At 70.3% G+C, this 25,839-nt stretch carries 28 protein-coding genes, 1 tRNA gene and 1 pseudogene; 12 read left to right on the top strand and 18 right to left on the bottom strand.

The annotated features are described in order from the left end of the window. The 7 genes from JD276_RS02695 to JD276_RS02665 all read right to left on the bottom strand — a co-directional run. The coding region (locus tag JD276_RS02695; RefSeq protein WP_200113642.1) for a metalloregulator ArsR/SmtB family transcription factor at positions 1-740 on the bottom strand (740 nt) is incomplete at its 3' end. After that, entirely contained in the window at positions 737-1,837 is a 1,101-nt protein-coding gene (arsB, locus tag JD276_RS02690; RefSeq protein WP_054683717.1) for an ACR3 family arsenite efflux transporter, read from the bottom strand. The genes arsB and JD276_RS02695, both read right to left, overlap by 4 nt. After that, positions 1,834-2,160, bottom strand: a complete 327-nt coding sequence (gene trxA, locus JD276_RS02685; protein WP_054683720.1) for a thioredoxin — start codon at positions 2,158-2,160, stop codon at positions 1,834-1,836. The genes arsB and trxA overlap by 4 nt, the downstream gene beginning before the upstream one ends. Next, a complete protein-coding gene (gene trxB / locus JD276_RS02680; protein WP_200113641.1) occupies positions 2,157-3,131 on the bottom strand; it encodes a thioredoxin-disulfide reductase in 975 nt (324 codons plus the stop codon). Before trxB ends, trxA begins: the two co-directional genes overlap by 4 nt. 87 nt (positions 3,132-3,218) lie before the next feature. Then, on the bottom strand, positions 3,219-3,560 hold the full coding sequence (locus JD276_RS02675; protein WP_200113639.1) for a hypothetical protein: 342 nt from the start codon (positions 3,558-3,560) through the stop codon (positions 3,219-3,221). Then, positions 3,561-4,910 (bottom strand): hypothetical protein, encoded by a 1,350-nt coding sequence (locus JD276_RS02670; RefSeq protein WP_200113638.1) that lies wholly within the window; start codon positions 4,908-4,910, stop codon positions 3,561-3,563. It abuts the gene before it with no gap. 59 nt (positions 4,911-4,969) lie between these two features. Next, entirely contained in the window at positions 4,970-5,155 is a 186-nt protein-coding gene (locus JD276_RS02665) for a helix-turn-helix domain-containing protein (RefSeq protein ID WP_233615258.1), read from the bottom strand. 181 nt (positions 5,156-5,336) lie between these two features. Between JD276_RS02665 and JD276_RS02660 the strand changes: the two genes are divergently transcribed. The 7 genes from JD276_RS02660 (at position 5,337) to JD276_RS02630 (ending at position 11,012) form a co-directional block, all read left to right on the top strand. Then, the gene (locus JD276_RS02660) at positions 5,337-5,798 is read left to right on the top strand and encodes a hypothetical protein (RefSeq protein ID WP_054683731.1); all 462 of its coding nucleotides are present in this window, start codon (positions 5,337-5,339) and stop codon (positions 5,796-5,798) included. 77 nt (positions 5,799-5,875) lie between these two features. Further along, positions 5,876-6,334, top strand: coding sequence for a hypothetical protein (locus tag JD276_RS02655; RefSeq protein WP_200113637.1), 459 nt, complete (start codon positions 5,876-5,878; stop codon positions 6,332-6,334). A gap of 98 nt (positions 6,335-6,432) precedes the next feature. Then, positions 6,433-8,244, top strand: coding sequence for a TraM recognition domain-containing protein (locus JD276_RS02650; RefSeq protein ID WP_082406263.1), 1,812 nt, complete (start codon positions 6,433-6,435; stop codon positions 8,242-8,244). 74 nt (positions 8,245-8,318) lie between these two features. Further along, complete coding sequence (locus JD276_RS02645; RefSeq protein ID WP_200113636.1) at positions 8,319-8,837, top strand: single-stranded DNA-binding protein; 519 nt, start codon at positions 8,319-8,321, stop codon at positions 8,835-8,837. Positions 8,838-8,945: 108 nt separating this feature from the next. Then, a complete protein-coding gene (locus tag JD276_RS02640; protein ID WP_082406265.1) occupies positions 8,946-9,611 on the top strand; it encodes a hypothetical protein in 666 nt (221 codons plus the stop codon). Continuing rightward, positions 9,608-9,808 carry a helix-turn-helix transcriptional regulator gene (locus JD276_RS02635; protein ID WP_054683737.1) on the top strand — a complete coding sequence of 67 codons (201 nt, stop codon included), beginning with the start codon at positions 9,608-9,610 and terminating at the stop codon, positions 9,806-9,808. Before JD276_RS02640 ends, JD276_RS02635 begins: the two co-directional genes overlap by 4 nt. Continuing rightward, positions 9,795-11,012, top strand: a complete 1,218-nt coding sequence (locus tag JD276_RS02630; RefSeq protein ID WP_200113635.1) for a tyrosine-type recombinase/integrase — start codon at positions 9,795-9,797, stop codon at positions 11,010-11,012. Before JD276_RS02635 ends, JD276_RS02630 begins: the two co-directional genes overlap by 14 nt. Before the next feature lie 173 nt (positions 11,013-11,185). Here the strand turns inward: JD276_RS02630 and JD276_RS02625 are convergent. Together JD276_RS02625 and JD276_RS02620 are read right to left on the bottom strand one after the other, a co-directional pair. Further along, a tRNA-Pro gene (locus JD276_RS02625) sits at positions 11,186-11,259 on the bottom strand. 307 nt (positions 11,260-11,566) lie between these two features. Then, on the bottom strand, positions 11,567-12,004 hold the full coding sequence (locus JD276_RS02620; RefSeq protein WP_200113634.1) for a pyridoxamine 5'-phosphate oxidase family protein: 438 nt from the start codon (positions 12,002-12,004) through the stop codon (positions 11,567-11,569). 101 nt (positions 12,005-12,105) lie between these two features. Between JD276_RS02620 and JD276_RS02615 the strand changes: the two genes are divergently transcribed. Together JD276_RS02615 and JD276_RS02610 are read left to right on the top strand one after the other, a co-directional pair. After that, positions 12,106-12,489, top strand: coding sequence for a zinc ribbon domain-containing protein YjdM (locus JD276_RS02615; protein WP_200113632.1), 384 nt, complete (start codon positions 12,106-12,108; stop codon positions 12,487-12,489). Between the two features lie 115 nt (positions 12,490-12,604). Then, the gene (locus JD276_RS02610) at positions 12,605-13,495 is read left to right on the top strand and encodes an NUDIX domain-containing protein (protein ID WP_200113630.1); all 891 of its coding nucleotides are present in this window, start codon (positions 12,605-12,607) and stop codon (positions 13,493-13,495) included. 111 nt (positions 13,496-13,606) lie between these two features. Here JD276_RS02610 and rraA read toward each other — a convergent pair whose 3' ends face one another. Then, positions 13,607-14,080, bottom strand: a complete 474-nt coding sequence (rraA, locus tag JD276_RS02605; protein WP_200113628.1) for a ribonuclease E activity regulator RraA — start codon at positions 14,078-14,080, stop codon at positions 13,607-13,609. A gap of 195 nt (positions 14,081-14,275) precedes the next feature. Between rraA and JD276_RS02600 the strand changes: the two genes are divergently transcribed. The 3 genes from JD276_RS02600 (at position 14,276) to JD276_RS15815 (ending at position 17,266) form a co-directional block, all read left to right on the top strand. Then, complete coding sequence (locus JD276_RS02600) at positions 14,276-14,968, top strand: TetR/AcrR family transcriptional regulator (RefSeq protein WP_200113623.1); 693 nt, start codon at positions 14,276-14,278, stop codon at positions 14,966-14,968. Positions 14,969-14,970: 2 nt separating this feature from the next. Next, complete coding sequence (locus JD276_RS02595) at positions 14,971-16,542, top strand: MFS transporter (RefSeq protein WP_200113622.1); 1,572 nt, start codon at positions 14,971-14,973, stop codon at positions 16,540-16,542. A gap of 262 nt (positions 16,543-16,804) precedes the next feature. Next, positions 16,805-17,266, top strand: a complete 462-nt coding sequence (locus JD276_RS15815) for a DUF4190 domain-containing protein (protein WP_233615247.1) — start codon at positions 16,805-16,807, stop codon at positions 17,264-17,266. A gap of 120 nt (positions 17,267-17,386) precedes the next feature. Here the strand turns inward: JD276_RS15815 and JD276_RS02585 are convergent, their stop codons facing one another. The 8 genes and pseudogenes from JD276_RS02585 to JD276_RS02550 form a co-directional block, all read right to left on the bottom strand. After that, on the bottom strand, positions 17,387-18,280 hold the full coding sequence (locus JD276_RS02585) for a DUF817 domain-containing protein (protein ID WP_200113665.1): 894 nt from the start codon (positions 18,278-18,280) through the stop codon (positions 17,387-17,389). Between the two features lie 468 nt (positions 18,281-18,748). Then, complete coding sequence (gene der / locus JD276_RS02580) at positions 18,749-20,287, bottom strand: ribosome biogenesis GTPase Der (protein ID WP_372432807.1); 1,539 nt, start codon at positions 20,285-20,287, stop codon at positions 18,749-18,751. Then, positions 20,284-21,012, bottom strand: a complete 729-nt coding sequence (cmk, locus tag JD276_RS02575) for a (d)CMP kinase (RefSeq protein ID WP_200113621.1) — start codon at positions 21,010-21,012, stop codon at positions 20,284-20,286. Before cmk ends, der begins: the two co-directional genes overlap by 4 nt. Further along, positions 20,997-22,097, bottom strand: a complete 1,101-nt coding sequence (locus JD276_RS02570) for a prephenate dehydrogenase (RefSeq protein ID WP_200113620.1) — start codon at positions 22,095-22,097, stop codon at positions 20,997-20,999. Before JD276_RS02570 ends, cmk begins: the two co-directional genes overlap by 16 nt. A gap of 188 nt (positions 22,098-22,285) precedes the next feature. Then, positions 22,286-23,020: pseudogene (locus JD276_RS15810) on the bottom strand (pseudouridine synthase); the annotation flags it as partial. 331 nt (positions 23,021-23,351) lie between these two features. Continuing rightward, positions 23,352-24,095 carry an SMC-Scp complex subunit ScpB gene (gene scpB / locus JD276_RS02560; RefSeq protein ID WP_233615246.1) on the bottom strand — a complete coding sequence of 248 codons (744 nt, stop codon included), beginning with the start codon at positions 24,093-24,095 and terminating at the stop codon, positions 23,352-23,354. Further along, the gene (locus JD276_RS02555; RefSeq protein WP_200113613.1) at positions 24,088-24,963 is read right to left on the bottom strand and encodes a segregation and condensation protein A; all 876 of its coding nucleotides are present in this window, start codon (positions 24,961-24,963) and stop codon (positions 24,088-24,090) included. The genes scpB and JD276_RS02555 overlap by 8 nt, the downstream gene beginning before the upstream one ends. A 4-nt stretch (positions 24,964-24,967) precedes the next feature. Next, on the bottom strand, positions 24,968-25,822 hold the full coding sequence (locus tag JD276_RS02550) for a ParA family protein (RefSeq protein WP_307866412.1): 855 nt from the start codon (positions 25,820-25,822) through the stop codon (positions 24,968-24,970). Positions 25,823-25,839: the final 17 nt, after the last annotated feature.

Raw genomic sequence — 25,839 nt, 5'->3', positions numbered from 1 at the left:
TGCGGGTGCAGGTCCGACGCCGGGGTCGAGCCTGCGGAACGGGCGATCACTCGGCCGTCGGCGAGCTGGTTGACGATGGCGGCGGCGAGCTGGGAACGGCCCGCGTTCTGCACGCACACGAACAGCACCTGCGGCACCCCCGAAGACCGATCCCGGGTGAGGTCGGCGAGGCGCTGGCGGGCGAAGCGCTCGGTCAGCGGGATCATGTGCTGCGTCAGCTTCGCCGACCGCACCAGGCCCGCGTAGGACTCGCGCACGATCGCGATCACGACATCACGATGCAGCCCGGTCAGCTCGTCGGCCAGTTCCTCGGCGAGCCGGGTCACGCGGGCGTCCATCTGCCGCAACGCTTCAACTCGCGCCTGAGCGTCCTCCGGCTCGTCGGCGACTGCCGCTGGTGCGAACGCGTCGAGGAGGGCCGCGACGGCGCGCTGCTTGCCCGGCGCGATCCGGTACCAGACCCACGTACTGCGCCGCTCGGACCGCAGCATCCCGGTCTCCTTCAACACCTTCAGATGGTGGGAGACGGTCGGCTGGGACACGTCGGCGAGCTCCGCGAGATCGCACACGCAGGACTCGCCGCGCGGGTCGGTCGCGATCGCGGACAGCATCCGCAGCCGCAGCGGATCCGCCAGCGCCTTGAGCGCCCCGGCCACAGTCGCAGCTGCGTCGGCGCCGATCGCGTGCATCGCGGAGGGCGCGCACGCCTCGGCGTCGGGAAGGACAGCAGCGTCGGTCATGACGTCCTCGATTCGATCATGGATTCGGTGGTGTAGGGGTCGGTGCGGAACCAGGCTTTCGCCGCCCAGAGCGAGACGTAGACCAGCCCCACCAACACGGGCACCTCGATGAGCGGGCCGACGACCCCCGCCAAGGCCTGCCCGGAGGCCGCACCGAAGGTGCCGATGGCGACCGCGATGGCCAGTTCGAAGTTGTTCCCGGCCGCGGTGAACGCGAGCGTCGTCGATCGCGCGTAGCTCAGGCCGATCCTCTTGCCGAGCAGCAGCCCCGCGAACCACATCAGCCCGAAGTACACCAGCAAGGGAAGTGCGATCCGGGCGACGTCCATCGGCCGGGAGGTGACCTGTTCGCCCTGGAGGGCGAACAGCAGCACGATCGTGAACAGCAGCCCGTACAGCGCCCACGGCCCGACCCTCGGAAGGAACGTCTCCTCGTACCAGTCGCGCCCCTTCCGCTTCTCGCCGATCCACCGCGACGCGAACCCCGCGGCGAGGGGGACGCCGAGGAAGACGATCACATTCAGCGCGATCTGCCAGACCGAGATCTCCAGCCCTTGCGTGTCCAACCCCAGCCAGCCCGGCAGGACGGTGAGATAGAACCAGCCCAGCAGGGAGAACGCGACGACCTGGAACACCGAGTTGATCGCCACCAGCACCGCGGTCGCTTCCCGGTCACCGCAGGCCAGATCGTTCCAGATCACGACCATCGCGATGCAGCGGGCGAGCCCGACGATGATCAGCCCGGTGCGGTACTCGGGCAGATCCGGCAGGAAGATCCAGGCCAGGGCGAACATCACCGCCGGCCCCACGAGCCAGTTCATCACGAGCGAAGAGACCAGGAGCTTCTTGTCGCCGGTGACGGCGGCGACCTTGTCGTAGCGGACCTTCGCGAGCACCGGATACATCATCACCAGCAGGCCCAGCCCGATCGGGACCGAGATCCCACCGACCTCCATCGCGGACAGCACGTCGGAGAGCACAGGCACGAACCGGCCGAGGAGGAGACCGGCGACCATGGCGAGGCCGATCCACAGCGGCAGCCACTTGTCGAGGGTGGAGAGCCGTTTCGGTGCGGTGCGGGTCACGGTGTCGGTCATGCGAGCAGCTCCTCGATCTTCGTCGCGTAGACGGGCTTCGGCTGCGCGCCGATCAACACGTCCGCCCGTTCCCCGTTCCGGTAGAACCCGAGGGTCGGGATCGAGGTCACGCCGGCCGCGGTCACGGTCTCGGGGTTCTGATCGGCATCGACCTTCACGATCTTCACCCGGCCCGCGTACTCACCGGCGAGCTGGTCCAGGATCGGGGCGACCGCCTTACACGGCCCGCACCAGGCCGCCCAGATGTCGACCACGACGGGCAGCTCGGACTCGAGCACTTCAGCCCGGAACGTGGCGTCGGTGACGGGGGTGACGGTGCTCATGCGGAAACCTCCAGAACAGGTGCGGAAACGGTGGCGGGAGCAAGGTTCGACAGGTAGTGCTGGGCGTCCTGCGCGGCCGCGCAGCCGGTGCCCGCGGCGGTGATCGCCTGCCGGTACGTGTGATCGACGAGATCCCCGGCCGCGAACACCCCGGCCAGGTTCGTCCGCGTCGACGGGTGCGCGACCCGCACGTACCCGTCCGCGTCGGTGTCGACCTGGCCGGTCACGAGCTCGGAGCGCGGGTCGTGCCCGACCGCGACGAACACCCCCGTCGCGTCGAGTCTCCGCTCGGCCCCGGTGACGGTATCGCGCAGCGTGAGCCGGGTGACCTGCTCGTCGCCGAGGATCGCGGCGACCTCGCTGTTCCAGGCGACCTCGATCTTCGGGTCGTCCAGCACGCGCCGTGCCATGATCTTCGACGCCCGGAACTCGTCCCGGCGGTGCACGACGGTCACTTTCGACGCGAACCGGGTGAGAAACAGCGCCTCCTCCATCGCGGAATCCCCGCCACCGATCACGGCGATCTCCTTGTCGCGGAAGAAGAACCCGTCGCACGTCGCGCACCAGGACACTCCGTGCCCCGACAGGCGCTCTTCCTCGGGGAGGCCGAGCTTGCGGTACGCGGAACCCATCGCCAGGACCACCGCCCGCGCCCGATACGTCATCCCGGCACCCGTCTCGATGATCTTCACGTCGCCCTCGAGGTCGAGGCGAATCGCGTCGTCGTAGACGATCCGAGCGCCGAACCGCTCAGCCTGCGCCCGCATCGACTCCATCAACTCCGGACCCTGCACACCATCGACGAAGCCGGGGAAGTTCTCCACCTCGGTCGTCGTCATCAACGCCCCGCCCGCGGTCACCGAGCCGGCGATCACGACCGGGGCAAGCCCCGCACGAGCGGCGTAGACCGCTGCGGTGTACCCGGCGGGACCGGACCCGACGATGACCAACTCGACCTCTTGATTCGACATACATCTATATTGACTGATATCGAAGCAGGCGGCAAGTCGGCGAGACGCATCTCGGCGGGTGTTTGCCGAAGGTTCATCTTCTGGGGGTCACGCACTGTCGGCCGTGGTGTCAGGCGGGTCTGTGACGGTGCGGGCGTAGTGGAGGGCGGCCTCGATGCCGATGCCGAAGAGGTCGCAGATGCGCCTGACGTCTCCGCCGGTCTGCTCGACTTCGTAGAGAATCCGGTCGGTGCGCAGGGCCTGGGCTGTCACTCCGGCCTTCTTCCAGGGGAAGTTCCGGCCGGGCGGTGAGAGACGGGGCGCGGTCTGGACGGTGTCGAGCAGGTAGGGGTTCTTCGTTTCCGGCCAGCGCTGGGCACGGTGGTCGAGCCACGCGCTCAGGCGGACGCGGACAGGTTTCGCGAGCGGGATGAAGCGGCCGTCGGGCATTCACAGACGTCCGTCGATGATGTCGGTGAGTTGGATGTGCTGGACCTGCTGCGTGGTCAGGGCGTGGAAGGCGACGAGCGAGACGGCCAACGCGATCGCGGGGTCGGGATTGGTGAGCGCGTCGCGGATCGCGGTGGGTTCCATCGGCAGCGGGAGGTTGCGTCTGGGGCCGCGCAGCGGGATCGCATTTGTCGGGTCGATGAAGACCTGCTTGCGGCCGCGCAGGATCGTGAACAGGCTGCGGAAGCCGAGCATCATGGTGTGACGGCGCGAGGGGTCGTCAGGGAGGGCGGCGACGATGTCTTCGGTGCTGATCCCTGCGAGGCTGGTGCGCTCGTCTTCGACCCAGCGAGTGATCGCGGGAAGAATGCCATACATCTGGCCTTTGACGGTCATCGTGTCGCGGGGCTGACGGCGCGGCGGGGTCTTGGAACCGTCGACCATGATGTCGCGCCAGAGCTCGAGCTGGGATCGCATCGGCTCAGGAAGGGCGTGAGTCTTGCGTTCGAAGAGCGTGGTGAACGAGGGCCCCCGATCGTCGATGAGCAGCCCCGCGTCTTCGAGGACTTCGATGGTGGAGCGCATGTTGCTTCCGCCGTCGTAGCTGCGCATCGCGAGGATGTCAGAGGCGCGAAAGCGCAGATTCGCGCCGGGGAACACCAACTGCAGGACCTTCAGGGTGCGCCTGACCTGGTTGGTCTGTCGCTTGCTCCATGCGTACTCGCGGGCGCGGGCGTAGAGGAAGTGGTCGGTGCGGCTGGTGATGTCGCGCAGCCTGATCTCATTGGAGCGCTGACGGAGGCGTTCGGGGTCGGGGTCGATAGGAAACAGCACCGGCTGGTAGCTGGCGGGAACCGGCGGCGGCGTGTTGATGACTTTGAGCGCTTCGCGGATGCTCATCGCCATCGGCAGGCGGAGTTCTGCGGGCCGGCGGGAGTCGTTCATCGAGGCGAGGAAGAGCTGCTGGCCGTACTTGCGGGCCGCGTCGAGGTCGAGCGGTTCGCCGGGCGTCTGGTGGTAGCGGGCGGTTTCCAGGCAGAGGCGGCAGTAGCCCTGCTCACCGATGGTGACCTCGCGGTGGCAGGAGACACACTCGCCCTGCGGGTAGTGCGTGAACCACCAGCGGCACTTCCAGCACCGCCAGTTGCGTTGCCGGTAGACGCCCCAGGCGAGGCAGTCGCGGCAGGAGCCGATGAAGCCGGGGCTGCCGGGGTGACAGTGGGCGCAGAGCCCTTGGCTGTAATACTCGGCCGATCCGCACTTGCTGCACGCCGGCGGTGTGAACGGGCCGCCGGGGATGCAGTCGTAGCAGAAGTCGATTCGGGGCGTGAGCCACGCGGCCGGCTTCACCCCGCACGCAGTCCAGGGCAGCGGCGGACTCAAGGGTCCGTTCGGGCCGCGTGCCGGACTCATAGCGGTGGCGCCGGCCGATCGTTCTTCGGGCCGAACCGGGGCGCGACCATATTCGTGCTCCCACTCGCTTCTACCCGCCGACGGGCGCCGGGCTTGCGGGCTCGGACCTTCTCGGGCTCGGGCACGAGAAGATCAGTCGGCTCGCAACCGAGGACATGGCAGATGACGTCGAGATCGTCCAGCCGGATCGTGGTCGGGGTGCCCGTCCACAGCCCGTCAGGATTCTCGACAAGCGGTAAGTCCGTTACAGCGGGCGGGCGGAGCGCACCTGAGAGACATGAACCTCGGTCAAGAAGATGCGGCTATAGAGACAGCCAAAGATCCGCGGAAACACGCCAATCCCGGCGAGGCGGGAGGGGCGTCATGAGTCTCTCTCGGGAGGAGCTGGTGCGGAACATGATGGCTCTCGATGACGGGCTGCGGGAGATTGGCCGCAGGTTCGGGAAGCACGTGTTCTTGGCGGATGCGGATCCGGTCACGTTCGGGGCCGGGCACTACGTGTTCACCCCGATGGCCGGCTCCTCGCCCCGGCTGGCGATCACCGAGCAGTACACCGGCACCGACTGGTCTGATGATGAGCGCGTCCCCACCTCCTGGACGTGGGAGTCCGAAGCCTGCCTTGCCGAGCCTCGCGGCCGGTATCCGTGGGTGACGTTCGCCGAGGGCGAGATCGCGTCGGCCGGCTACGAGCGCCTGATCGTGATCGCGGAAGGCTGGGCCGGCGCGATCTCCGAGCTCGCCGAACGCGAAGCGACCCTCATCGTCGAAGTGACCGAGCGGCCAGAGCCGGGACGGCCGGGCGCGGGTCGCACCTTCATGGCATGAGCCTTCCACGTCGCCGCCGTACGCAGCCCCAGCCGACCACCCCAGCCGACACGCCACGGACAGTGGTGGTGCCTGCGGTGTTGCCGCAGATTCTGCTCGAGGCGGTGAGCGCGGACACGCTGATCGTGACGGTCAACGGCGACAAGCTCGCCGCGACCCCGATCCGCCGGGACGCGATCGCGCAGACCGTCACCGAGCTCGTCGCCAGGCTCGCGTCCCCGACGCGGGTGGAGGTGCGAGAGCTCGATGGCAGCATCCAGGCCGATGTCCTCACCCCGCCCGCACCGCCTTCCCCGTTCGCCCCACCCGAGAGTCCGTCGCAGGGGATGCCACTGTCGAGCTTGGTGGAGTTCACTGCGGACGGGTTCATCGCCGGGGAGGATGTCGCGGTCGCGGTGATCCTGCGGCACGCCTCCGCCGACCACACCGGAGGTGTGCGGGCGCTCCTGGATCGGGGCGAGGCGCCGAAGCCTGCCGGGGAGGTGCTGCTGTTCGGCCGGATCTCCGGCACCGCCTCCGTGCAACGCATCGACTAACCCAGCAACCCGCTTCGACCAGACCCCGCTGCTGCCGCCGCACCTGCCTCCTGACCCCACCCACCGTTCAACCCCTGGGGTCGGGAGGCAGGTGCCGTATGTCTGGGCCGGTGCAGGCGAGGCCTGCCAACGACGTCTTCATCAATCTCGCACTCGGCGCCCTCGTCGCTGCCGCCGCGTTCACCGGGCTGCTCCGCCTCGCAGGCACCGTGGCCGCGTTCCTCACCGGCCTCCCCGAGCCGTCGGGCGGGTTCACCTCCGGACTCGGCGTGCTCGCCACCCCGCTCGACCCGGGTGCGGCGCTCGGCGCGGACGGGCTGAACCCGATCCTGTACTGGGCGGTCGTCGCCGCCTTCCTCCTCACCCTGGCCGGGGCGATCCTGCTCGTGGTGCGGGCGATCCTCCGCGCAAGGTCGACGGTAGATCCGCACCGGCTCGCGGGAACGGCGACCGCGGCCGAGGTCGTGAAGGTCGCCTCCCGGAAAGCGCTGCTGCGGAAGGCGTCGACGCTGCGCCCGTCACTGAACGGGACGGTGACGCCGGAGCAGGTCGGGTATTTCCTCGGGCACGGCAAGGGCGGGCAGGTGTGGGCGACCGTGGAGGACTCGATCCTCCTCATCGGGCCGCCGCGTGCGGGTAAAGGGTTCTTCGTTGCCGTGAACGCGATCCTCGACGCCCCGGGCGCGGTGATCACGACGTCGACGCGGCCGGACAATCTCACCGCGACGATGCAGGCCCGTGCCCGGAAAGGGAAGGTCGCGGTGTTCGATCCGCAACAGCTCGCGCCGGGGCTTCCGGCGGGGATGCGGTGGTCGCCGGTGCGCGGCTGTCAGGATCCGCTCACGGCGATGATCCGCGCGAAAGGCCTCGCCACAGCGACCGGGTTCGGCGGCGTGCAGGACGCGGGCTTCTGGGAAGGGAAAACGACCGCCGCGATCCAGTGCCTCCTCCACGCCGCCGCCCTCGACGGCCGGGACGCGCGCACCCTGTACCAGTGGGCGCTGAACCCCACGCTCGCCGCCGACGCGGTCAGGATCCTCTCCTCCCACCCCGCAGCGGCCGACGGGTGGGCCGACTCGCTGGACGCGATGGTGCAAGCCGACCCCCGCACCCGCGACTCGATTTGGCAGGGCGTGTCCCTCGCGTTCGCCGCGCTCGCCGACCCGCGCGTACTGGACGCGGTCACCCCGGCGGGTGGGGAGGAGTTCGACCCCGAAGAGTTCCTCACCGGCAACGGCACCCTCTACTTGCTTGCGACCGGGGCGGGGGCGGGGGCGTCGGCGGCGCTCGTGGCCGCGTTCATCGAAGACCTCGTCGAGACTGCGAGGAAGATCGCGGCCCGCTCACCCGGGGCGCGCCTCGACCCGCCCCTGCTGCTCATGCTGGACGAGATCGGAAACTTGAGCCCCTTGCCGTCGCTGCCGACGCTGATGGCCGAAGGCGGGGGTACCGGGATCACTCCGGTGCCGGTGCTGCAGTCGCTCGCGCAGGCGCGGGAGAAGTGGGGTGAGAACCAGGCGTCGGCGATCTGGGATGCGGCGATCGTGAAGATCATCCTCGGCGGCGCCTCCAACTCCCGCGACCTGCAAGACCTCTCCACGTTGATCGGGGAACGGGACGAGACCACCGACGCGATCACGACCGACGCCTACGGCGCGCACTCCAACCAGCGATCCATCCGCAGGGTGCCGATCCTCCCGCCCGACATCCTGCGAACCCTGCCGTTCGGCACCGGGGTCGTGATGCTCCGCACCGCACGCCCGATCATCACCCGGCTGCGCCCCTGGACGGCCCGCCCCGGTGCGAAACAGCTCCGCACCGACCGCGCCGAGATCGAGCAGACCCTCCAGCACGGTTCCACCCCCAGCCCGGAGGCCACGGATGGTGCTGACGGTGACGAGGAGGCGTAAGTCTCTGGTGGGGGTCGTACCTGCCTGGTGACCCCGCACCACGGCTGCGGGGCGCGAGGCAAGGAGTGAAGCTGATGGCCGACGAACCGCAGGATCAAGCCGAGGAGCAGCAGCGGCAGAAGAAGCCGCTGTGGGGGTTCATCGCTTCCGACCCGGAGCTGACGTTCACGAGCAAAGGCGATGCGCGGTTCTATGCCCGGATCGGTGAGCCGCAGTCCCGACGCGAGGAGGACAGCTCGTTCACCGAGCTCGAGCCCGACTTCGGTGATCTGGTGATGTACCGCAAGTCCGCCGAACGCGCGTACGAGAAGTTCCGCAAGGGCGACAACTTCATCGCCGTGGCCGAGAAGCGCGAGTACACCAACAGTGAGGGCCAGGAGCGCGAGCAGTACGTCGCGTCCCGGATCGGGCACGACAACAACACCACGAACTACACCGTCGATCGTCGCCGCCCCGACCGCGACAGCCCGCAGCACGACACCCCCGCCCGGGAGATGCAGCAGGCGCTCGCCGAACGCGAAGCGCAGCTCGACCCCGACACGCCCCAGGCCGCCACGACCCCGGCCGTGCAGCGGGAAGCGGTCGCCCGCTGACCCGGGTGCGGCAGCCCGCCCCGCGACTCGGCCGGCTGCCGCACCCGCCCCTCATTGCAGCGCCACGCGCTGCCCTTCTTTCTCGTTCACGCGTTTGGAGTACCTCTGATGAATACCGACCCCACCCCGCCTGCCGGGGGCGACGCCCCGCCTGCTGGGGGCGACGCCCCGGCTGATGGTGCCGACGAGGGGCTGCCGCCGGATGTCGCGGCGACAGCCCGAGAGGTCGCGAGGCAGGCGTACGCGAACGACATCGCGAAGACTCTCGGCGCTGTCCCCAGGCCGATCAACTGGCGCACGCTGCCGCCCGGCGATGTCGAGCATGAGCTCCTCGAGCTGAACGCCTGGGTCGACTGGCTCCGCCACACCTACGGGCTGCCCGCCCAGGTCGTGCCGCCGATGTGGCACCGGCACCCCGAACTCCTGTGGGAGCTGTCGGCGCTCAGGCAGCACTGGCTGTTCTGCTTCGACCCGCAGGCCAAAGGCAACCAGGCCCTCGCCTGGCACCACGACTTCGCGATCGCGCGCGAGCGCCTCCGCGACTGGGTCACGATCTCCGGCACCCGCCTCGACCGCGACCGCGCCACCCGCATCACCGAGTGGCCCGGCGGTGAAGCCGAAGACTGGGAGGCTCCCGACACGACCGAGCGCACGGTCACGAACCGCACCGAGGACTTCCTCGCGTTCGTGGAAGAGCAAGTACTTGCACGTCGGGCGGAGCAGAACGCCACGATCCGAGAGATCACGAACCTCGAGTGGCGGGAGCAGCCATGAGCGACGAGCCAGCCCTGACCTCGCCGCTCCTCGATAGTCACGAGGTGGCCGTGCTCCTCAAGGTATCGGAGTCAACGCTGTCGCGGTGGCGGGCAGATGAGAAGGGGCCGCCGTTCCTCAAGTTGGGAGGCATCACCCGGTATCGGCTCGACGCAGTCGAAGCCTGGTTGGAGTCGCTGAGCCATGAGCGGCCCTGATAACGGCCTGCCGCCCATTCCACCGATCGGGGTGAAGGTCGCCACCGACCTGGAGTACCGACGATCAGGCATCCGCGCTCGGGCGAGATGGACAGACCCCGAGACGAAGAAGCGGATGGTTCGTGCACTCGTCGTTCCGGACGAAGAAGCGGCCGAGGAGTTCTTCCGAGGCTTGCAGGCCTCGGCAGAGACCGGAATCGACCGGCGTATCTCGCTGTCGGAGTACGTCACCTTTATCGGCGACCGTTGGATGCGGGGCTTGGATCCCACCTCCACCGTGGACGGATACAAAGTCGGCCTTCGCTTGCGCGTCCTGCCGTCCCTGGGCCATCTCCCGATCTCGCAGATTACGGCAGGCATGATCGATCGCACGATCGATGACTGGGAAACGCGCTGCTCCGCGTCGACGATCAAGAACACAATCGCACCGCTCGTGCGCGTGCTCGATGAAGCAGTCCGCGACGATGTCATCCAGAGCAACCCCGCCCGCCAGCGTTCGCGTCGCAGCCTAGGCAAGACCGCCCTCACCGTCGTCGAGAACGACACGTCACCGCGAGTACATGCCCTCAAAGATCTTGCGACGCTCACTACCTTGGCGAATGCCTGCGGCAAGGTTCACCAAAGCTACTCAGACTTCGTCATGCTCTGCGCTCTCCTTGCTTCCCGAGGATCCGAAGTTGCAGGGCTACAGGTCGGCGACGTGGACTGGGATCAGCGGATCGTGACGATCCGGCGCCAGACTTTCCCCGGCTCCGGTGGGCTGGTCACGAAGCAGACCAAAGGGCGCGAGATTCGACACGTCCCGATCCTGCAGCCCCTCGAGCCTGTCCTCCGACGTCTTACCGCTGGTCGCGCGCCGGATGAGCGACTCCTCACCGGGCCGCGCGGAGGCGTCCTCACGACCGCTACCGTTCGCGACGCCACGAAGTGGGATGCGGTGGTCACGGAACTCGGTTTGCCGAACCTCACTCGGCACGGCCTGCGGCACACCGGAGCAACCTGGCTCGCCGATGCGGGCATCCCTCTGCATGTGCTGCAGGGGATCCTCGGGCACAAGTCTTTGGAAACCACGCGAGGGTATCTGCACCCCGACACCCGGCACCTGGCGGACGCCGCCGCACAGGCCAACGCCTTCCTCAGCAGCCAAGGTTCCACGGGTGTTCAACATCCGGTGCGGGACTCCCGTGCGCCCTCGATCAGCTGAAGAAGGGGACGGGATCATGCCCTCTGGTCCCGGTTTGGTCCCGGCTCGTCGTAGACGGCGTTCTCGGGCCGGCCGCTGGACGACCGTCACGGAGCGAGCAGAGGTCTACATAAACCCCTCCAGCGAGACGACGAAGCCCTGGTGAGATTTACCATCTCACCAGGGCTTTTCTGTCGGGATGACAGGATTTGAACCTGCGACCCCCTGACCCCCAGTCAGGTGCGCTACCAAGCTGCGCCACATCCCGTTGTTCACTTTTCAGACCGAAACAGCCCACTAACCCACTTGACCCCCAGTCAGGTGCGCTACCAAGCTGCGCCACATCCCGTTGTTCACTTTTCAGACCGAAACAGCCCACTAACCCACTTGACCCCCAGTCAAGTGCGCTACCAAGCTGCGCCACAGCCCGTCGTCTCTTCCAACGGAATCAGCCGGAGCCGGTCCGCTGCCGAAGCAACCCCTCTATCTTACCCATACTTTCGAGACGCAGATGACCACCCGGCAGTCCGGCCGCAGAATCATCGGTTGCAACCGATCGCAGTCGGACACAACCCTCAGTATGGATGCACGTCGAACACGCCGGGCTCTGGCCCGCGCCTGAATGAGCGCCCTGTCACGGAGTCGGGCGTGATCCTGATGTGGTTGAGCTTCAGCGTCGGCACCATCGGCGCGAGTGGCAGCTGCTCGACGGCGGCGAGCTCCTCCTCGTCGGCGATCCGGTGCGCCTGCCCGCGCACGACGACACTCCAGGCGTCGTCTGCGGTGTACTCGTCGACCTCGAACAGCACCGACGCGTTGATGGTGAGGCCGGCGAGCTTGCCGCCCTCGGCGGTGCGGAACACGATCGACTCGCCGTCGACGACGTAGTTCACGGGGAAGATGTCGACGACATCCCCCACCCGGGTCACGAGGCGCCCGAGCTGGTGCGCGCGCAGGTGCTCCCAGCACTCGTCTTCCCGAAGGGCGGTCACCGGGTCATTGACGTTCTCCATGCCTCGATTCTCCCCCATCGCCGGGTGCTTGGAAAGGCGCACACACCGACCGCAACGCCGGCCGTCGCACCGGTCGTCGCACCGGCCCCTAGGCTGAGAGCATGAGCGACGAATTTCCCCCATGCCCCGAGTGCCAGAGCCCCTACGTCTACGAGATGGGCGCACTGCTGATCTGCCCCGAGTGCGCGCACGAGTGGGCACCGGGCGACGGCGGATCCGACGAGGCGGGCTCGGACGACAACGGTGCGGCCGGCGGCGCGGATGCCCCTCGCGAGGTCCGCGACGCGGCCGGCAACGTGCTCAGCGACGGCGATGCCGTGACGGTCGCGAAGGATCTCAGGGTGAAGGGCGGCGGCACCATCAAGGCCGGCACCAAGGTGAAGAGCATCCGCCTCGTCGACGGGCACGACGGCCACGATATCGACTGCAGGATCGACGGCTTCGGCCCCATGCAGCTGAAGTCGAGCGTGGTCAAGCGGGCGTAGCCCGAGGGCTCCGGCCCGAGGGCTCCGACCCAGGGGCCCCGAGACAGAGGTCTGGCCCTCGACCTCGCGGGCACGACAGAATGGGAAGTCAGGGCGAGAGGCGCAACGGGGGAATATGAGCGACATGAGGGATCCCGGCGACGCCTGGGTCACGGCCGCGGACGGCGGGCGCTACTGGGGTCGCTTCGGCGCCGCCGGGCTGCTCGCCTACGACCGCGCGCGCGACGCCATCCTGCTGCAGCACCGCGTCTCCTGGAGCGACTACGGCAACACCTGGGGCATCCCCGGGGGCGCCCGCCACGAGGGCGAGGCGGCGACCGCGGGTGCGATCCGCGAGTCCCAGGAGGAGGCCGGGATCCCCGACGACGCCGTGCAGCCGCGGTTCACGCACGTGCTGGATCGCGGCGGCTGGACCTACACGACCCTGATCGCCGACGTCGTCACCCCCTTCGAGCCCACCATCACCGACGCCGAGAGCCACGCCCTCGCCTGGGCTCCGCTCGACGACGTCGAGCGCCACGCGCTGCACCCCGGCTTCGCCGCCAGCTGGCCCCTGCTCCGCCCGCTGCTCGACGCGACCCCGACCGTCGTGGTCGACGCGGCGAACGTGGTCGGGTCGGTGCCCGACGGCTGGTGGAGGGATCGCCGCGCCGCCGCCGAGCGACTGCGGGATCGCATCGACCGGCTCGCCGAGACCGGCGTCCGCTCGGGGTTCCTCGACCTGCCCGAGACGAGGGTGCCCGGCCTGCACCTCGCCTTCCCCGACTGGGTGATCGTCACCGAGGGCGTCTCGCGCGGAATCGCCGGAGGCGCGCACGCCGCCGTGGTCGACGCCCCGGGCCTCGGAGACGACACGATCGTGGGCGAGGTGGCGCGTCTCGTCGCGACCGGCAGCCGAGTCACGGTCGTCACGAGCGACGCCGAGCTCAAGGCCCGCTGCATCGCGGCGGGCGCCGCGACCATCCGCGGATCCGGCACCCTCGTGAGGCAGCTGCCCGCGCTCTGATCCCACGCCCGCGTCCGAGGAGATCGCGCGGGCGTCACCCACGGACGGTCCGGTGGAACCCCCGCTCCCGCGCCCGCCCCCGCTCCCGCGCCCGCCCCCGCGCCCGCGACCCTAGTGCTCGGCGAGGATCCCGTCATCGTCGCACCACACGGTGGCGCCCGGCCGGTAGGTGATGCCGCCGAAGGTGACCGGCACATCCGCCTCGCCCTCACCCGTCTTCGTCGACTTCGCGGGGTTCGAGCCGAGCGCCTTCACCCCGATGGGCAGCGTGGAGATCGCCACGCGATCCCGGATCGCCCCGTTCACGATGAGCCCGGCCCACCCGTTGTCGACACCCAGGGTCGCGATGATGTCGCCCACGAGCGCCGTCTCGAGCGAGCCGCCGCCGTCGATCACGAGCACCGCCCCCTCCCCCGGCGTGCCGAGGATCTGCTTGAGCAGGGCGTTGTCCTGGAAGCACCGGACGGTGCGGATGGGACCGCTGAAGGAGCTCACGGCCCCGATGTTCTGGAACTGCAGCGGCGTCGACTGCAGCTCCTCGCCCTGCACGTCGTACAGGTCGGCGGTGCTGATCTGCGTCGTCATCGTTTCCCCTTCTGGTGACCGGGCGCGGTGCCCGGTTTTCGCGGCCCACGCTACCCTGCCGCACCGACAACGGCATCCTCGTCGAAACCGAGCGAAATCTGGGAGAGCCGCGAGCGGGATTGCCACCGCCGCGATCAGTGATGTACAAATGTACATGTACAAGCGTCCAAATTGAGGCGCCGAGAGGAGGGAATCATGCCCGCAACCGCAGAAGCAGCAGCGACCGTCGAAGCAGCAGCACCAGCGACGGCAGCAGCAGCACCGACGGCCAACGCCGACGCCGCAACCGCAGAAGCAGCACCGGCGTCCGCGATCCCCTCCCCGCCCGTCCGGCGTCGGCACGACCCCGAGGGCCGACGCCGGGCGATCCTCACCGCCGCGGCCGAGCTCGTCATCGAGAACGGCGCCGCAGCCCTCACGCATCGCGCCATCGCGAAGCGGGCCGGCGTGGCGCTCGGCTCGACAACGCAGTACTTCTCGTCGATCGACGAGCTGCGCGAGGCCGCCCTCGAGCTGCTGGCCGAGCAGATCGACGAGGAGCTCGCCGAGATGCAGCATCTCATCGACGAGGACGGCGACGACTTCGACCGCCTCGCCGAGGCCATGCACCGCTTCCTGCTCGACTCGCGCCAGGTGCACGCCGACATCGCGCTGATGACGGCCGGCACCACCGACGCCCGCATGCGGGCGCTCGCCCTGCGCTGGTTCGACCGCATGGTCGACATGATCGCCGCCCGCCTCGGCCGAGAGCGCGCGATCGCCATCGCCACCTACCTCGACGGCGCCACGATGCACGCGGCGCTGCACGACGCCCCGATCTCACCCGACCACCTCGCCGACACGCTCCGCGCGCTCGCGGCGATGCCCACCCGACCGGAGAACCGATAACCATGTCCACCCCGTCCGCACCCGCCGGCACCGCCGCGAACCCGGCCCCCGGCACCGCCCCGCGGCTCACCCGCGGCCGCCGCTGGGCCGCCGTCGCCGTGCTCACCGCGAGCCTGCTGGTGATCACGATGGACATGACGATCCTCAACATCGCGCTGCCCGAGATGGCGGCCGAGCTGCACCCCACCTCGGCGCAGCAGCTCTGGATCGTCGACATCTACTCCCTGATCCTCGCCGGCCTGCTGGTCTCGTTCGCCGCGATCGCCGATCGCTGGGGCCGCAAGCGCATGCTGCTGCTCGGCTACACGATCTTCGGCGGGGCCTCCCTGCTCGTGCTCTTCGCCTCGACGGCGGAGTCGGTCATCGCGATCCGCGCCCTGCTCGGCTTCGGCGGCGCGATGATCATGCCGACGACGCTCTCCCTGATCCGGGTCATCTTCACCGACCCCAGGGAGCGCGCCACCGCCCTCAGCATCTGGGCCGCGGTCTCGGGCCTCGGCGCCGCCGTGGGCCCGCTCGTCGGCGGCTTCCTGCTCGAGCACTTCTCGTGGCACGCCGCGTTCCTCATCAACGTGCCGCTCATGCTGATCGGCGTGATCGCGGGCATCTTCCTGCTGCCCGAGTCGCGGGTCGCGAGCCCGGGCCGCTGGGACGTGCTCGCCGCGCTCCTCTCCCTCGTCGGCATGACGCTGCTCATCTGGGCGATCAAGGCCTTCGGCAAGGAGGCCAGCCTGCTGGTGCCCGAGGCGTGGGCCGCCCTCGTCGCGGGCGGCGGGCTGCTCGCGTGGTTCGGGATCCGGAGCTTCCGCCGCACGGACCCCCTGCTCGAGCTTCGCCTCTTCCGCAGCCGTCCGTTCTCGGCGGGCATCATCGCGGCGCTCGGCTCGACCTTCGCGATGGTCGCCGCCCTGCTGCTGCTCGCGCAGTGGATGCAGCTCGTCGATGGCGCCTCGCCCGTCGAGGCCGGGATCCGGCTGTTCCCCGTCGCGATCGCCGGCGCGATCGCCTCGCTCGCGGCTCCCCCGCTGGCGCGCCTCATCGGGGCCCGCGCCGTCCTCGCCGGCGGTGTCGGGTTCGCGGGCGTCGGCATGCTGCTCGTCGGCCTCCAGCCGGGCACGCTGAACGGCGTCACGGTGCTCATCGCGCTCACCCTCGTGGGCGCCGGCACCGGATCCCTCGCCATCGGCTCCGCGATGATCATGCACGGCTCCCCCGAGGAGAAGGCCGGCAACGCCGGTGCGCTCGAGGAGACCTCGTACGAGCTCGGCGCCGTGCTCGGCGTCGCGATCCTCGGCAGCATCTCGGCACTCATGTACCGGGCGGAGTTCACCGCGGGCGGCCTGCTCGACGCGGTCGACCCGAGGCTCGCCGCCCAGGCGGAGGAGTCGCTCGGCGCCGCCGTCGCGATCTCGGGCGAACTCGGGATCCCGGAGCTCGCCCACGAGGCCGGCGTCGCGTTCACGCACTCGATGCAGGCGACCGGGATCGCGGGAGGCGCCATCATGCTCGCCGTCGCCGCGCTCGTGTTCTTCATGACGCCCAAGGGCACCGACGTGTCGGCCGCCTCGCACTGATCCTCCCCGGATGCCGGTCGGGATGCAGCCCGGGCGGCATCCGGGCCCGCGAGGCGACACTGCGGGCCCGGGATCAGACCTCGGCCGGATCGCACCGCGAGCTCGGGATCAGACCGCGGCCGGATCGCACCGCGAACCCGGGATCAGACCGCGGTATCACTCGGACGGCACCGCGGGAGGACGCGCGGCACGGGGGTCGGATCCTACGCTCGAAGTATCGAAGCGCAGCACCCCGCAGCGCCCCGTCCGAGGAGCCGACACCATGAGCACCGCAACCTTCCCCACCACCCCGCTCGCCGACACCGCCGTGCTGGCCGACACCGCGCAGACGACGCCGCTCGCCGACACGTCCCTGCTCGGCGAAGCCGCCGCCGCGCCGGCCGAGGCCGCGAACGGCGCTCAGCCGGGCCGGTCGATGCATCCGGCCGGATCCGCGCAGCCCGTCGGTACCGCACCGGCGGTCGCGAACGACGACACCCGCGGGCTCGGCATCGCGAGCTTCGTGCTGGGCCTCGTCTCGGTCGTGAGCGGCTGGACCTTCTTCGCCCCGCTCGCCGGCCTGATCCTCGGCATCGTCGCGCTGCGCCGCGGCACCTCGGAGCGCACGCTCACCATCTGGGGCATCGCGCTCAACGGGGCGATGCTCGCCCTCGCGGCGCTCGCGCTGATCGTGGTGCTGTCGCTGCTGAGCTTCGGGATCTTCACGCTCCCCTTCCTCTCCTAGTGTGGGCCGCGAGGCCCCGTACTCCGAGTCAGCGTTCTGCGCCGGATCCCCTCACGGATCCGGCGCAGAACGCCGTTCGGGGTCGGGAGCGCGCCCGGGCTCGGGACCCTGCGCCCGCCTCTATCCGGCATCTCGCGCGGGATCCTGGCCGGGCTCGGAATCCGGGCCTGATTCGGGATCCGGCGCCCTCGGAGGGTACACCCAGGTGACCATCACGACCGAGATGATCATCAGCAGGAACCAGGAGATCAGCTTCTGCGGCGACACGAGGTGCCAGCCGTCGAGCTGGTCCGGGTAGAGCCAGGCGCCGCCCCAGGTGGCGATGTTCTCGGCGAGCCAGATGAACAGCGCGACCCCCGCGAAGATCAGCAGCTGCGGCGCCCGCAGCCAGGCCCGCCACACCCGGAAGTGCATGATCGTGCGCCACCACAGCAGCACGACGCCCGCGAGCAGCACCCACCGGAAGTCCCAGACGTAATGGTGGCCGAAGAAGTTCAGGTAGATGAGCGCCGCGAGCACCGTCGTGGCCCACCGCGCCGGGTAGCGGCTGAAGCGCAGCTCGTGCAGCCGGAACACCCGCACCATGTACGAGCCGACGGCCGCGTACATGAAGCCGCTGAAGAGCGGCACCGCGCCGATGCGCAGCACGCCATCCCCGTCGTAGCTCCACGAGCCCATGTCGGTCTTGAAGAGCTCCATGGCCGTGCCCGTGATGTGGAACAGCACGATCACCCACAGCTCGCGGCCGCTCTCGAGCCGAAATGCGAGCATGCCGATCTGGATCAGCACCGCCGCGATCGTGAGGGCGTCGTTCCTGGCGAGCAGGGCGTCGTCGGGGTACCAGAGGCGCGCAGCCACGATCACCGCGAGCAGCAGTGCCCCGAAGACGCAGGCCCACGCCTGCTTCAGCACGAAGACCGCGGCCTCGACGGCGAAGCCGCGCAGCCCGGTGGCGGGCTTCCCGGCGAGTACGCGGTGCGCCGCCCGGTCGATCGCGCGCTCGAGCCGGGTCAGCTCGCGGTTGTGCGCGCTTCCGCGGTCTGGGGTGCTTCCGCGGTCTGGGGTGCTTCCGCGGTTGTGCACGCTTCCGCGGTCTGGGGTGCTTCCGCGGTCGTGCGGATGCTCACGAGGGTGACCGCTCCCGCGGTCGCTCGCGGAACCGCCGTCGTGCGACCCTGAGGAGTTCGGCTCTGCCACGTTTCGAGCCTAGCGATGCCCGAACGTGAGAACCCGGGGAGGCCAGCTCGGCTCGCGGCGACTCTGATTCGCGAGTGGACGCCTGTTCCGCGAGTGGATGGGTAGTTCACCGTACATCATCCGTCCGTTCGCACAACACCCATCCATTCGCGGCGGCGGCAGGGCGGCGGCAGCAGGGCCGCGGCGGCAGGGCGGCGGCAGCAGGGCCGCAGCAGCGGCGGCGGCAGCAGGGCCGCAGCAGCGGCGGCGGGGAGCGCAAGACCGGGCCCGCGCCCCCACCCGCCGCTACCGGCGGGCGCGACGCTCGCGGATGCGCATGTTGAGCACGATCGGGGTCCCCTCGAAGCCGTAACGCTCGCGCAGGCGGCGCTGGATGAAGCGGCGGTACTGCGGCTCGAGGAAGCCCGAGGTGAACAGCACGAACGTCGGCGGCCGGTTCTGCACCTGGGTGCCGAACAGGATGCGGGGCTGCTTGCCGCCGCGCAGCGGGTGCGGGTGCTCCTGCACGAGCTCCGCGACGAACGCGTTGAACTTCGCGGTCGGGATGCGGGTGTCCCACGACTCGAGCGCCGTCTCCAGCGAGGGCACCAGCTTCTCGAGGTGGCGGCCGGTGCGCGCCGAGATGTTGACGCGCGGCGCCCACTCGACGTGCGCGAGATCCTGCTCGATCTCGCGCTCCAGGTAGCGGCGGCGGTCGTCGTCGAGCAGGTCCCACTTGTTGAAGGCGAGCACGAGCGCGCGGCCCGACTCGAGCACGAGGTCGACGATGCGCAGGTCCTGGTCGCTGATCTCCTGCGTCACGTCGATCATCACGACGGCGACCTCGGCCTTCTCGAGGGCGGCCGTCGTGCGCAGCGAGGCGTAGAAGTCGGCGCCCTTCTGCAGGTGCACGCGGCGGCGGATGCCGGCCGTGTCGACGAAGGTCCAGACGCGGCCCGCGATCTCCACCTGCTCGTCGACCGGGTCGCGGGTGGTGCCCGCGAGGTCGTTCACCACGACGCGCTCCTCGCCGGCGGCCTTGTTCAGCAGGCTCGACTTGCCCACGTTCGGGCGGCCGAGGATCGCCACGCGCCGCGGCCCCGCGAGCTTCGGCTGCGCGACGGCGGATTCCTTCGGCAGCGCCGCGATGACCTGGTCGAGCAGGTCGGCGACGCCGCGCCCGTGCAGCGCGGAGACCGGGTGCGGCTCGCCGAGGCCGAGCGACCACAGCTGCGCCGCCTCGGGCTCGAGCACCGCGTCGTCGACCTTGTTCGCCACGAGGAAGACCGGCTTGTCGGTGCGGCGCAGCAGCTGCACGACGCGCTCGTCGGTGGCGGTGGGGCCGACGCGGGTGTCGACCACGAACATCACCGCGTCGCACAGCTCGATGGCCACCTCGGCCTGCTGCGCCACGGAGGCGTCGATGCCCTTCGCGTCGGGCTCCCAGCCGCCCGTGTCGACGAGGGTGAAGCGCTTGCCGACCCACTCCGCCTGGTAGCTGACGCGGTCGCGGGTCACGCCGGGCACGTCCTCGACCACGGCCTCGCGCCGGCCCAGGATGCGGTTCACGAGCGCCGACTTGCCCACGTTCGGGCGGCCCACGATCGCGACCACGGGCAGCGCCTCGGCCTCGGGCTGGGTGAAGCCGAGGAACTCCCCGTCCTCGCCGATGAGCGAGAGGTCGTCGTCCTCGAGCGCGAAGCTCTCGAGGTTCGAGCGCATGGCGCGCAGCCGCTCCTCGTCGGTGACGCTCCCGTCGAACTCGTCGGAGACGATCACCTCGTCGTCGCCGATGGCCGCCGGGTCGAACCCGACCTCCTCGGGCGCCTGGTTCTGCTCAGTCATTGGGTTTCCTCCCCTGCGGCCGCGCCCTGCGCGCCCCGCACGATGTCGATCACAGCCTGCACCGACTGCTCGAAGTCGAAGTCGCTCGTATCCACGAGCGAGACCCCGGGTGCGGGGTTGACGAAGTCGACCACGAGCGCGTCCTTCGCGTCGCGGGCGAGGATGTCGGCCAGCACGTCCTCGCGGCTCGCGCCGGGGAGCTCGCCGGCGCGGCGCTGCGCGCGCACCTCGGGCGAGGCCGTCATCAGGATCCGCACCGGCGCGTCGGGCGCCACGACGGTGGTGATGTCGCGCCCCTCGATGACCACGCCGGGCAGCCCGGACTCGGCGACGATCCGCCGGAACATCGCGTTCAGCGAGACCCGCACCGCCGGGTGCTTGGACACGCGGCTCACCTGGGCGCTGATGCCGGGATCCCGGATCTCGGCCGTGACGTCCACGGTCTCCGAGAGGCGCCCGGCCTCCGGATCCGGCAGGCGCACCGTCACGCGCTGCTCGCCGCGCAGCGTGATCTCGTAGGCCCACGCCGCGAGCAGGTCGGTGATCGCCTGCGAGTCGTCGAGGTCGGTCCCGGTGCGCAGCGCCGCCCACGCGAGCGCGCGATACGCGGCGCCCGTGTCGAGGATCCCGAATCCCAGCCGATCCGCGGCGGCGCGAGAGACGCTCGACTTGCCGCTGCCGGCGGGGCCGTCGATGGCGACTAGTACGGTCACAGCGTTCTCCATCCGCGTTCGACGAGGTCGGCGACCGCGCGTTCGGCGACCTCGGGCAGCACCGCGATCTCCGCGAAGCCGATCTGAGCGCCCGGCGAGTGCTCGAGACGCAAGTCTTCCATATTAATGCCCAGTTCTCCGAGCTCGGTGAGCAGTCGCGCCAGCTCGCCCGGCCGGTCGTCGACGAGCACGGTGATCTTCGCGAACCGCTCCGAGGTGCCGTGCTTGCCCGGGATCCTCGCCACGCCGCGGTTCCCCGCCGAGAGCAGGTCGGCGATCCGCCGCTTCGCCCCCTGCTGCTCGGGATCCCGCAGCGCGTCCGCGAACGCCGCGACATCGCTCTGGAACGCCTCGAGCACCTCGATCACGGGGCGGCGGTTGGCGCCGAGGATCTGCACCCACAGCTCGGGATCGCTCGACGCGATGCGGGTCGTGTCCCGCAGCCCCTGGCCGGCGAGCCCGATGGCCTGGTCGGTGGCGGGCACGAGGCGCGCGGCGAGCAGGCTCGACACCACCTGCGGCAGGTGCGAGACGAGCGAGACTGCGCGGTCGTGCTCCTGCGGCGTCATCTCGAGAGGGGTCGAGCCGAGGTCGAGCGCGACCGCCTCGATGAGCGCGAGGGCCTCGGCCGGGGTCTCGTGGTCGCGGCAGATGATCCAGGGGCGCGCCACGAAGAGGTCGGCGCGCGCCATGATCGCTCCCCCGCGCTCGCGCCCCGCCATCGGGTGCGAGCCGACGTAGTTCGTGAGGTCGAGGCCCCGACGGGTGAGCTCCTCGAAGGGGGCGAGCTTGACGCTCGCCACGTCGGTGACGACCGAGTTCGGGAAGCGGATCAGCGCGCGCTCGATCGCGTCGGCGGTGACGTCGGGCGGCGTCGCGACGACCACGAGGGCGGGCTCGGGATCGCTCTCGGCGCGCGCGCGGCCGGCGCCGTAGTCGGCGGCGAGCGCGACCGAGGTCGGCGAGAGATCCTCGAGGGTGACGTCGACGCCGCGCTCGCGCAGGCCGAGACCGACGCTGGCGCCGAGCAGGCCCGCGCCGATCACGTGCACCGGGCCGCGCACCCGCGAGGCGAGTTCGGAGGTGCTGGCGCTCATCGCGCTCCCTTCCTGCGGTTGTGGGGGCTGCCCTTGGACGCGATCCCGCGCATGCCGCGCGCGCCCTTGCCGTCGCCGGGCCGGCCGGCGGTGACGGGCTTCTGGCGGTTCTGCTGCGACGCCTTCGCACCCTTCGTACCGGAGCCCTTCGTGCCGGAGCCCTTCGTACCGGAGCTCTTCGATCCGATTCCCTTCGGATCGGCGGCCCCGTCCTCGGCGGCGCTCAGCAGCGCGCCGCGCTCGGCCGCCGATAGCTCCCGCAGCTCGCCGAGCCTCAGGGTGCCCAGGTGGAGCGGTCCGAACTGCCGGCGCACCAGCTCGTCGACCGGGTGCCCGACCTCGGCGAGCATGCGCCGCACGATGCGGTTGCGCCCCGAGTGCAGGGTGATCTCGACGAGCGAGTGGGTCTTGCCGCTGCCGCCGGGCAGCAGCTTCGCCGCGTCGGCGCGGATCGGCCCGTCCTTGAGCTCGACGCCCTCCTTCAGGCGCTGGATCACCGCCGGCGTCACCCGGCCGCGCACCTTCGCGATGTAGGTCTTCTGCACCCCGAAGCTCGGGTGCGCGAGCTTGTGCGCCAGCTCGCCGTCGTTCGTGAGCACCAGCAGCCCGCTCGTGTCGGTGTCGAGGCGGCCCACGTTGTAGAGGCGATCCTCCACCTGATCCGCGAACTCCCGCAGATCCGGGCGCCCCTGCTCGTCCGACATCGTCGACACGACGCCGCGCGGCTTGTTGAGCACGAAGTAGCGCTTGGAGACGTCGAGCTGCACGACCACGCCGTCGACGCGCACCTCGTCGGCGTCGACGTCGATCCGGCTGCCGAGCTCGCGCTCGACGCGGCCGTTCACCGTGACCCGGCCGCTCGCGATGAGCGTCTCGCAGGCGCGGCGCGATGCGACGCCGGCGTGCGCGAGCGCCTTCTGCAGGCGGACGCGGCCGTCGTCCTCGGGTGCGGATCCGGATCCCGAACCGCCGTCGGATCCCGCACCGCCGCCTGATCGCGAACCGCCGCCGCGGGCCGATCCCTCGCTCGAACCGGCCGGCTCGTCTCCCGGCCAGCCGAACTCGGCGAGGTCGATCTCGACGGCCTGCCCGTCGACCGAGAAGGAGCCGCCGAGCCCGCCGCCAGATCCGCCGAGCCCGCCGCCGGATCCCGCCCCGCCAGACCCCGAACCGCCAGATCCACCGGATCCCGCACCGCGAGAGCCCGCGCCGCGGGACCCCCCATCACGTGATCCCGTCCCGCGGGCGCGCTTGCTAGAGTCGTTCATTCTCGAAGCCCTCCAGGCCGTCGTCGAGCAGGGGTGCGATCGGTGGCAGCTCCTCGACCCCCGAGATGCCGAGGTGCCCGAGCAGCGCGTCGGTCGTGCCGTAGAGCAGGGCTCCCGTCTCGGGCTCCTGTCCCACCTCGGTGATGAGCCCCCGGGAGGCGAGGGTGCGCACCACGGAGTCCACGTTGACCGCGCGGATCGAGGCGATGGCGCCGCGCGAGATGGGCTGCCGATAGGCGATGACCGCGAGCGTCTCGAGCGCCGCCTGCGACAGCCTCGCGGGAGTCTGCTGCTGCACGAAGTCGGCCACCACGGGGTCGAGGCTCTCGCGTACGTAGAAGCGGTAGCCTCCCGCGACCTCGCGCAGTTCGAAGCCGCGCTGGGGGCCGGATCCGTCGCCGTCGTAGTCGCGCACGAGGGAGGCGAGCGCGGCGCGCACCTCGCGCACCGGCCGGTCGGTCGCCGTGGCGAGCCCGACCGCGCTGATCGGCTCGTCGGCGACGAGCAGCAGCGCCTCCAGCTGCTGCGCGAGGGGGTGCGCCTCGCGGGCGCGGGCCAGTCCGCTCGCGCTCTCGGCGCCCTCGGCATCGTCGGTCTCTCCGGTTCCCCCGGCGTTCCCCGCGCTTCCGGTCCCCTGCTCCGAAATCGGGGACGCTACAGCATCTTTCCCGGGCTCCGAAACGTGCAATTGCGTCCCCGATTCGGCGACGGTCCTCTCGATCTCAGTCATAATCACTGCCTAACGTAGCAAGCTCGTCGTCCGACCAGCTCTCGCCGACCCACCGCACCGTCAGCTCGCCGAGCGGCTCCACCTGCTCGAAGCTCACCGCCGAGCGGCGGTACAGCTCCAGGATCGCGAGAAACCTCGCGACGACGACGCCCCGCTCAGACACCCCCGCGATCACCTGCCTGAACGTGCTCGCCCCCTCGGAGCGCAGCAGCGCGACCACGATGGCGGCCTGCTCCCGGATGGAGACGAGCGGCGCGTGCAGGTGGTCGAGGCCGACGGTCGGGATCTCCCGCGGCGCGAACGCGAGCGTGGCGAGGGCCGCGAAATCCTCGACGGAGAGCGTCCAGACGAGCTCGGGCCCGCGCTGCCGGTACTTCGCCTCGAGCGGCACGAGCCTCGGGTGCCGGGCCCCCTCCGCGTCGAGGCGCTCGCGGAACCACGCGCTCGCCTGCTTGAACGCCCGGTACTGCAGGAGCCGGGCGAAGAGCAGGTCGCGGGCCTCGAGCAGCGCGACGTCCTCGGCATCGACCACCTCGCCCTGTGGCAGCAGGCTCGCGATCTTCAGGTCGAGCAGCGTCGCCGCCACCACGAGGAACTCGGAGGCGCGATCCAGCAGGGCGATCCCCTGCCCCTCGAGCTTCGCGAGGTAGGCGATGAACTCGTCGGTGACGAGGCTCAGCGAGACCTCGGTGATGTCGAGCTCGTGCTTGCCGATGAGGTTCAGCAGCAGGTCGAAGGGGCCGTCGAACACCTCGAGCGAGACGCGGAAGCCGTCGCCGTTGCCGTTGCCGGGAGCCTCCGCGGGCAGCTCGGGATCAGCGGCCGCGCCCCGCGCGTCCGCCTCCCCGTCAGTGCCGCGCGCGATCATGGGTTCACGCGACGAGGCCGCGCTCCACCAGCTCGCGGGCGAGCTTCAGGTACGCCTCCGAAGCCGGGTTCGCGGGCGCGTAGTCGAGGATGGGCTTCGCCGCCACCGACGCGTCGGGCAGCTTCACGGTGCGGCCGATCACGGTGTCGAAGACCTTGTCGCCGAAGGTGTCGACGACGCGCTCGAGCACCTCGCGCGCGTGCAGGGTGCGGGAGTCGTACATGGTCGCGATGATGCCGTCGAGGTCGATCATGGGGTTGAGGCGATCCCGCACCTTCTCGATCGTCTCGATGAGCAGCGCCACGCCGCGCAGCGCGAAGTACTCGCAGGCCAGCGGGATCAGCACGCCGTGGCTCGCCGTGAGCGCGTTGACGGTGAGCAGGCCGAGCGACGGCTGGCAGTCGATCAGGATGACGTCGTAGTCGGAGGCGACCTTGCGCAGCACGCCGGCGAGGATCTGCTCCCGCGCGACCTCGGAGACGAGGTGCACCTCAGCCGCGGAGAGGTCGATGTTCGCGGGGATCACGTCGAGACCCAGCGTCTCGGTCTGCTGGATCGCCGCGCGGGGATCCTTCTCGTGGCCGAGCATCAGGTCGTAGATCGTGGGCACGTCGTGAGCGGCCACGCCGAGGCCGGCCGAGAGCGCGCCCTGCGGATCGAAGTCGACGGCGAGCACCCGGCGGCCGTAGCGCGCGAGCGCGGCGCCCAGGTTGATCGTCGTGGTGGTCTTGCCCACCCCGCCCTTCTGGTTGCACATCGCGATGGTGCGGGCGGGCCCGTGGCTCTCGAGCTCCTGCGGAACCGGGATGAGTCGCTCCGGCCGCCCGGTCGGGGTGGTCTCGGTCGCGTTCGTCACCACTCGGTGCCCCTTTCCTC

The sequence above is a fragment of the Leucobacter chromiisoli genome (assembly GCF_016522505.1).
Classification (GTDB): Bacteria; Actinomycetota; Actinomycetes; order Actinomycetales; family Microbacteriaceae; genus Leucobacter; species Leucobacter chromiisoli.
The sequence above is the reverse complement of the archived record's forward strand: the minus strand, read 5'-3'. Positions and strand labels throughout refer to the sequence as shown.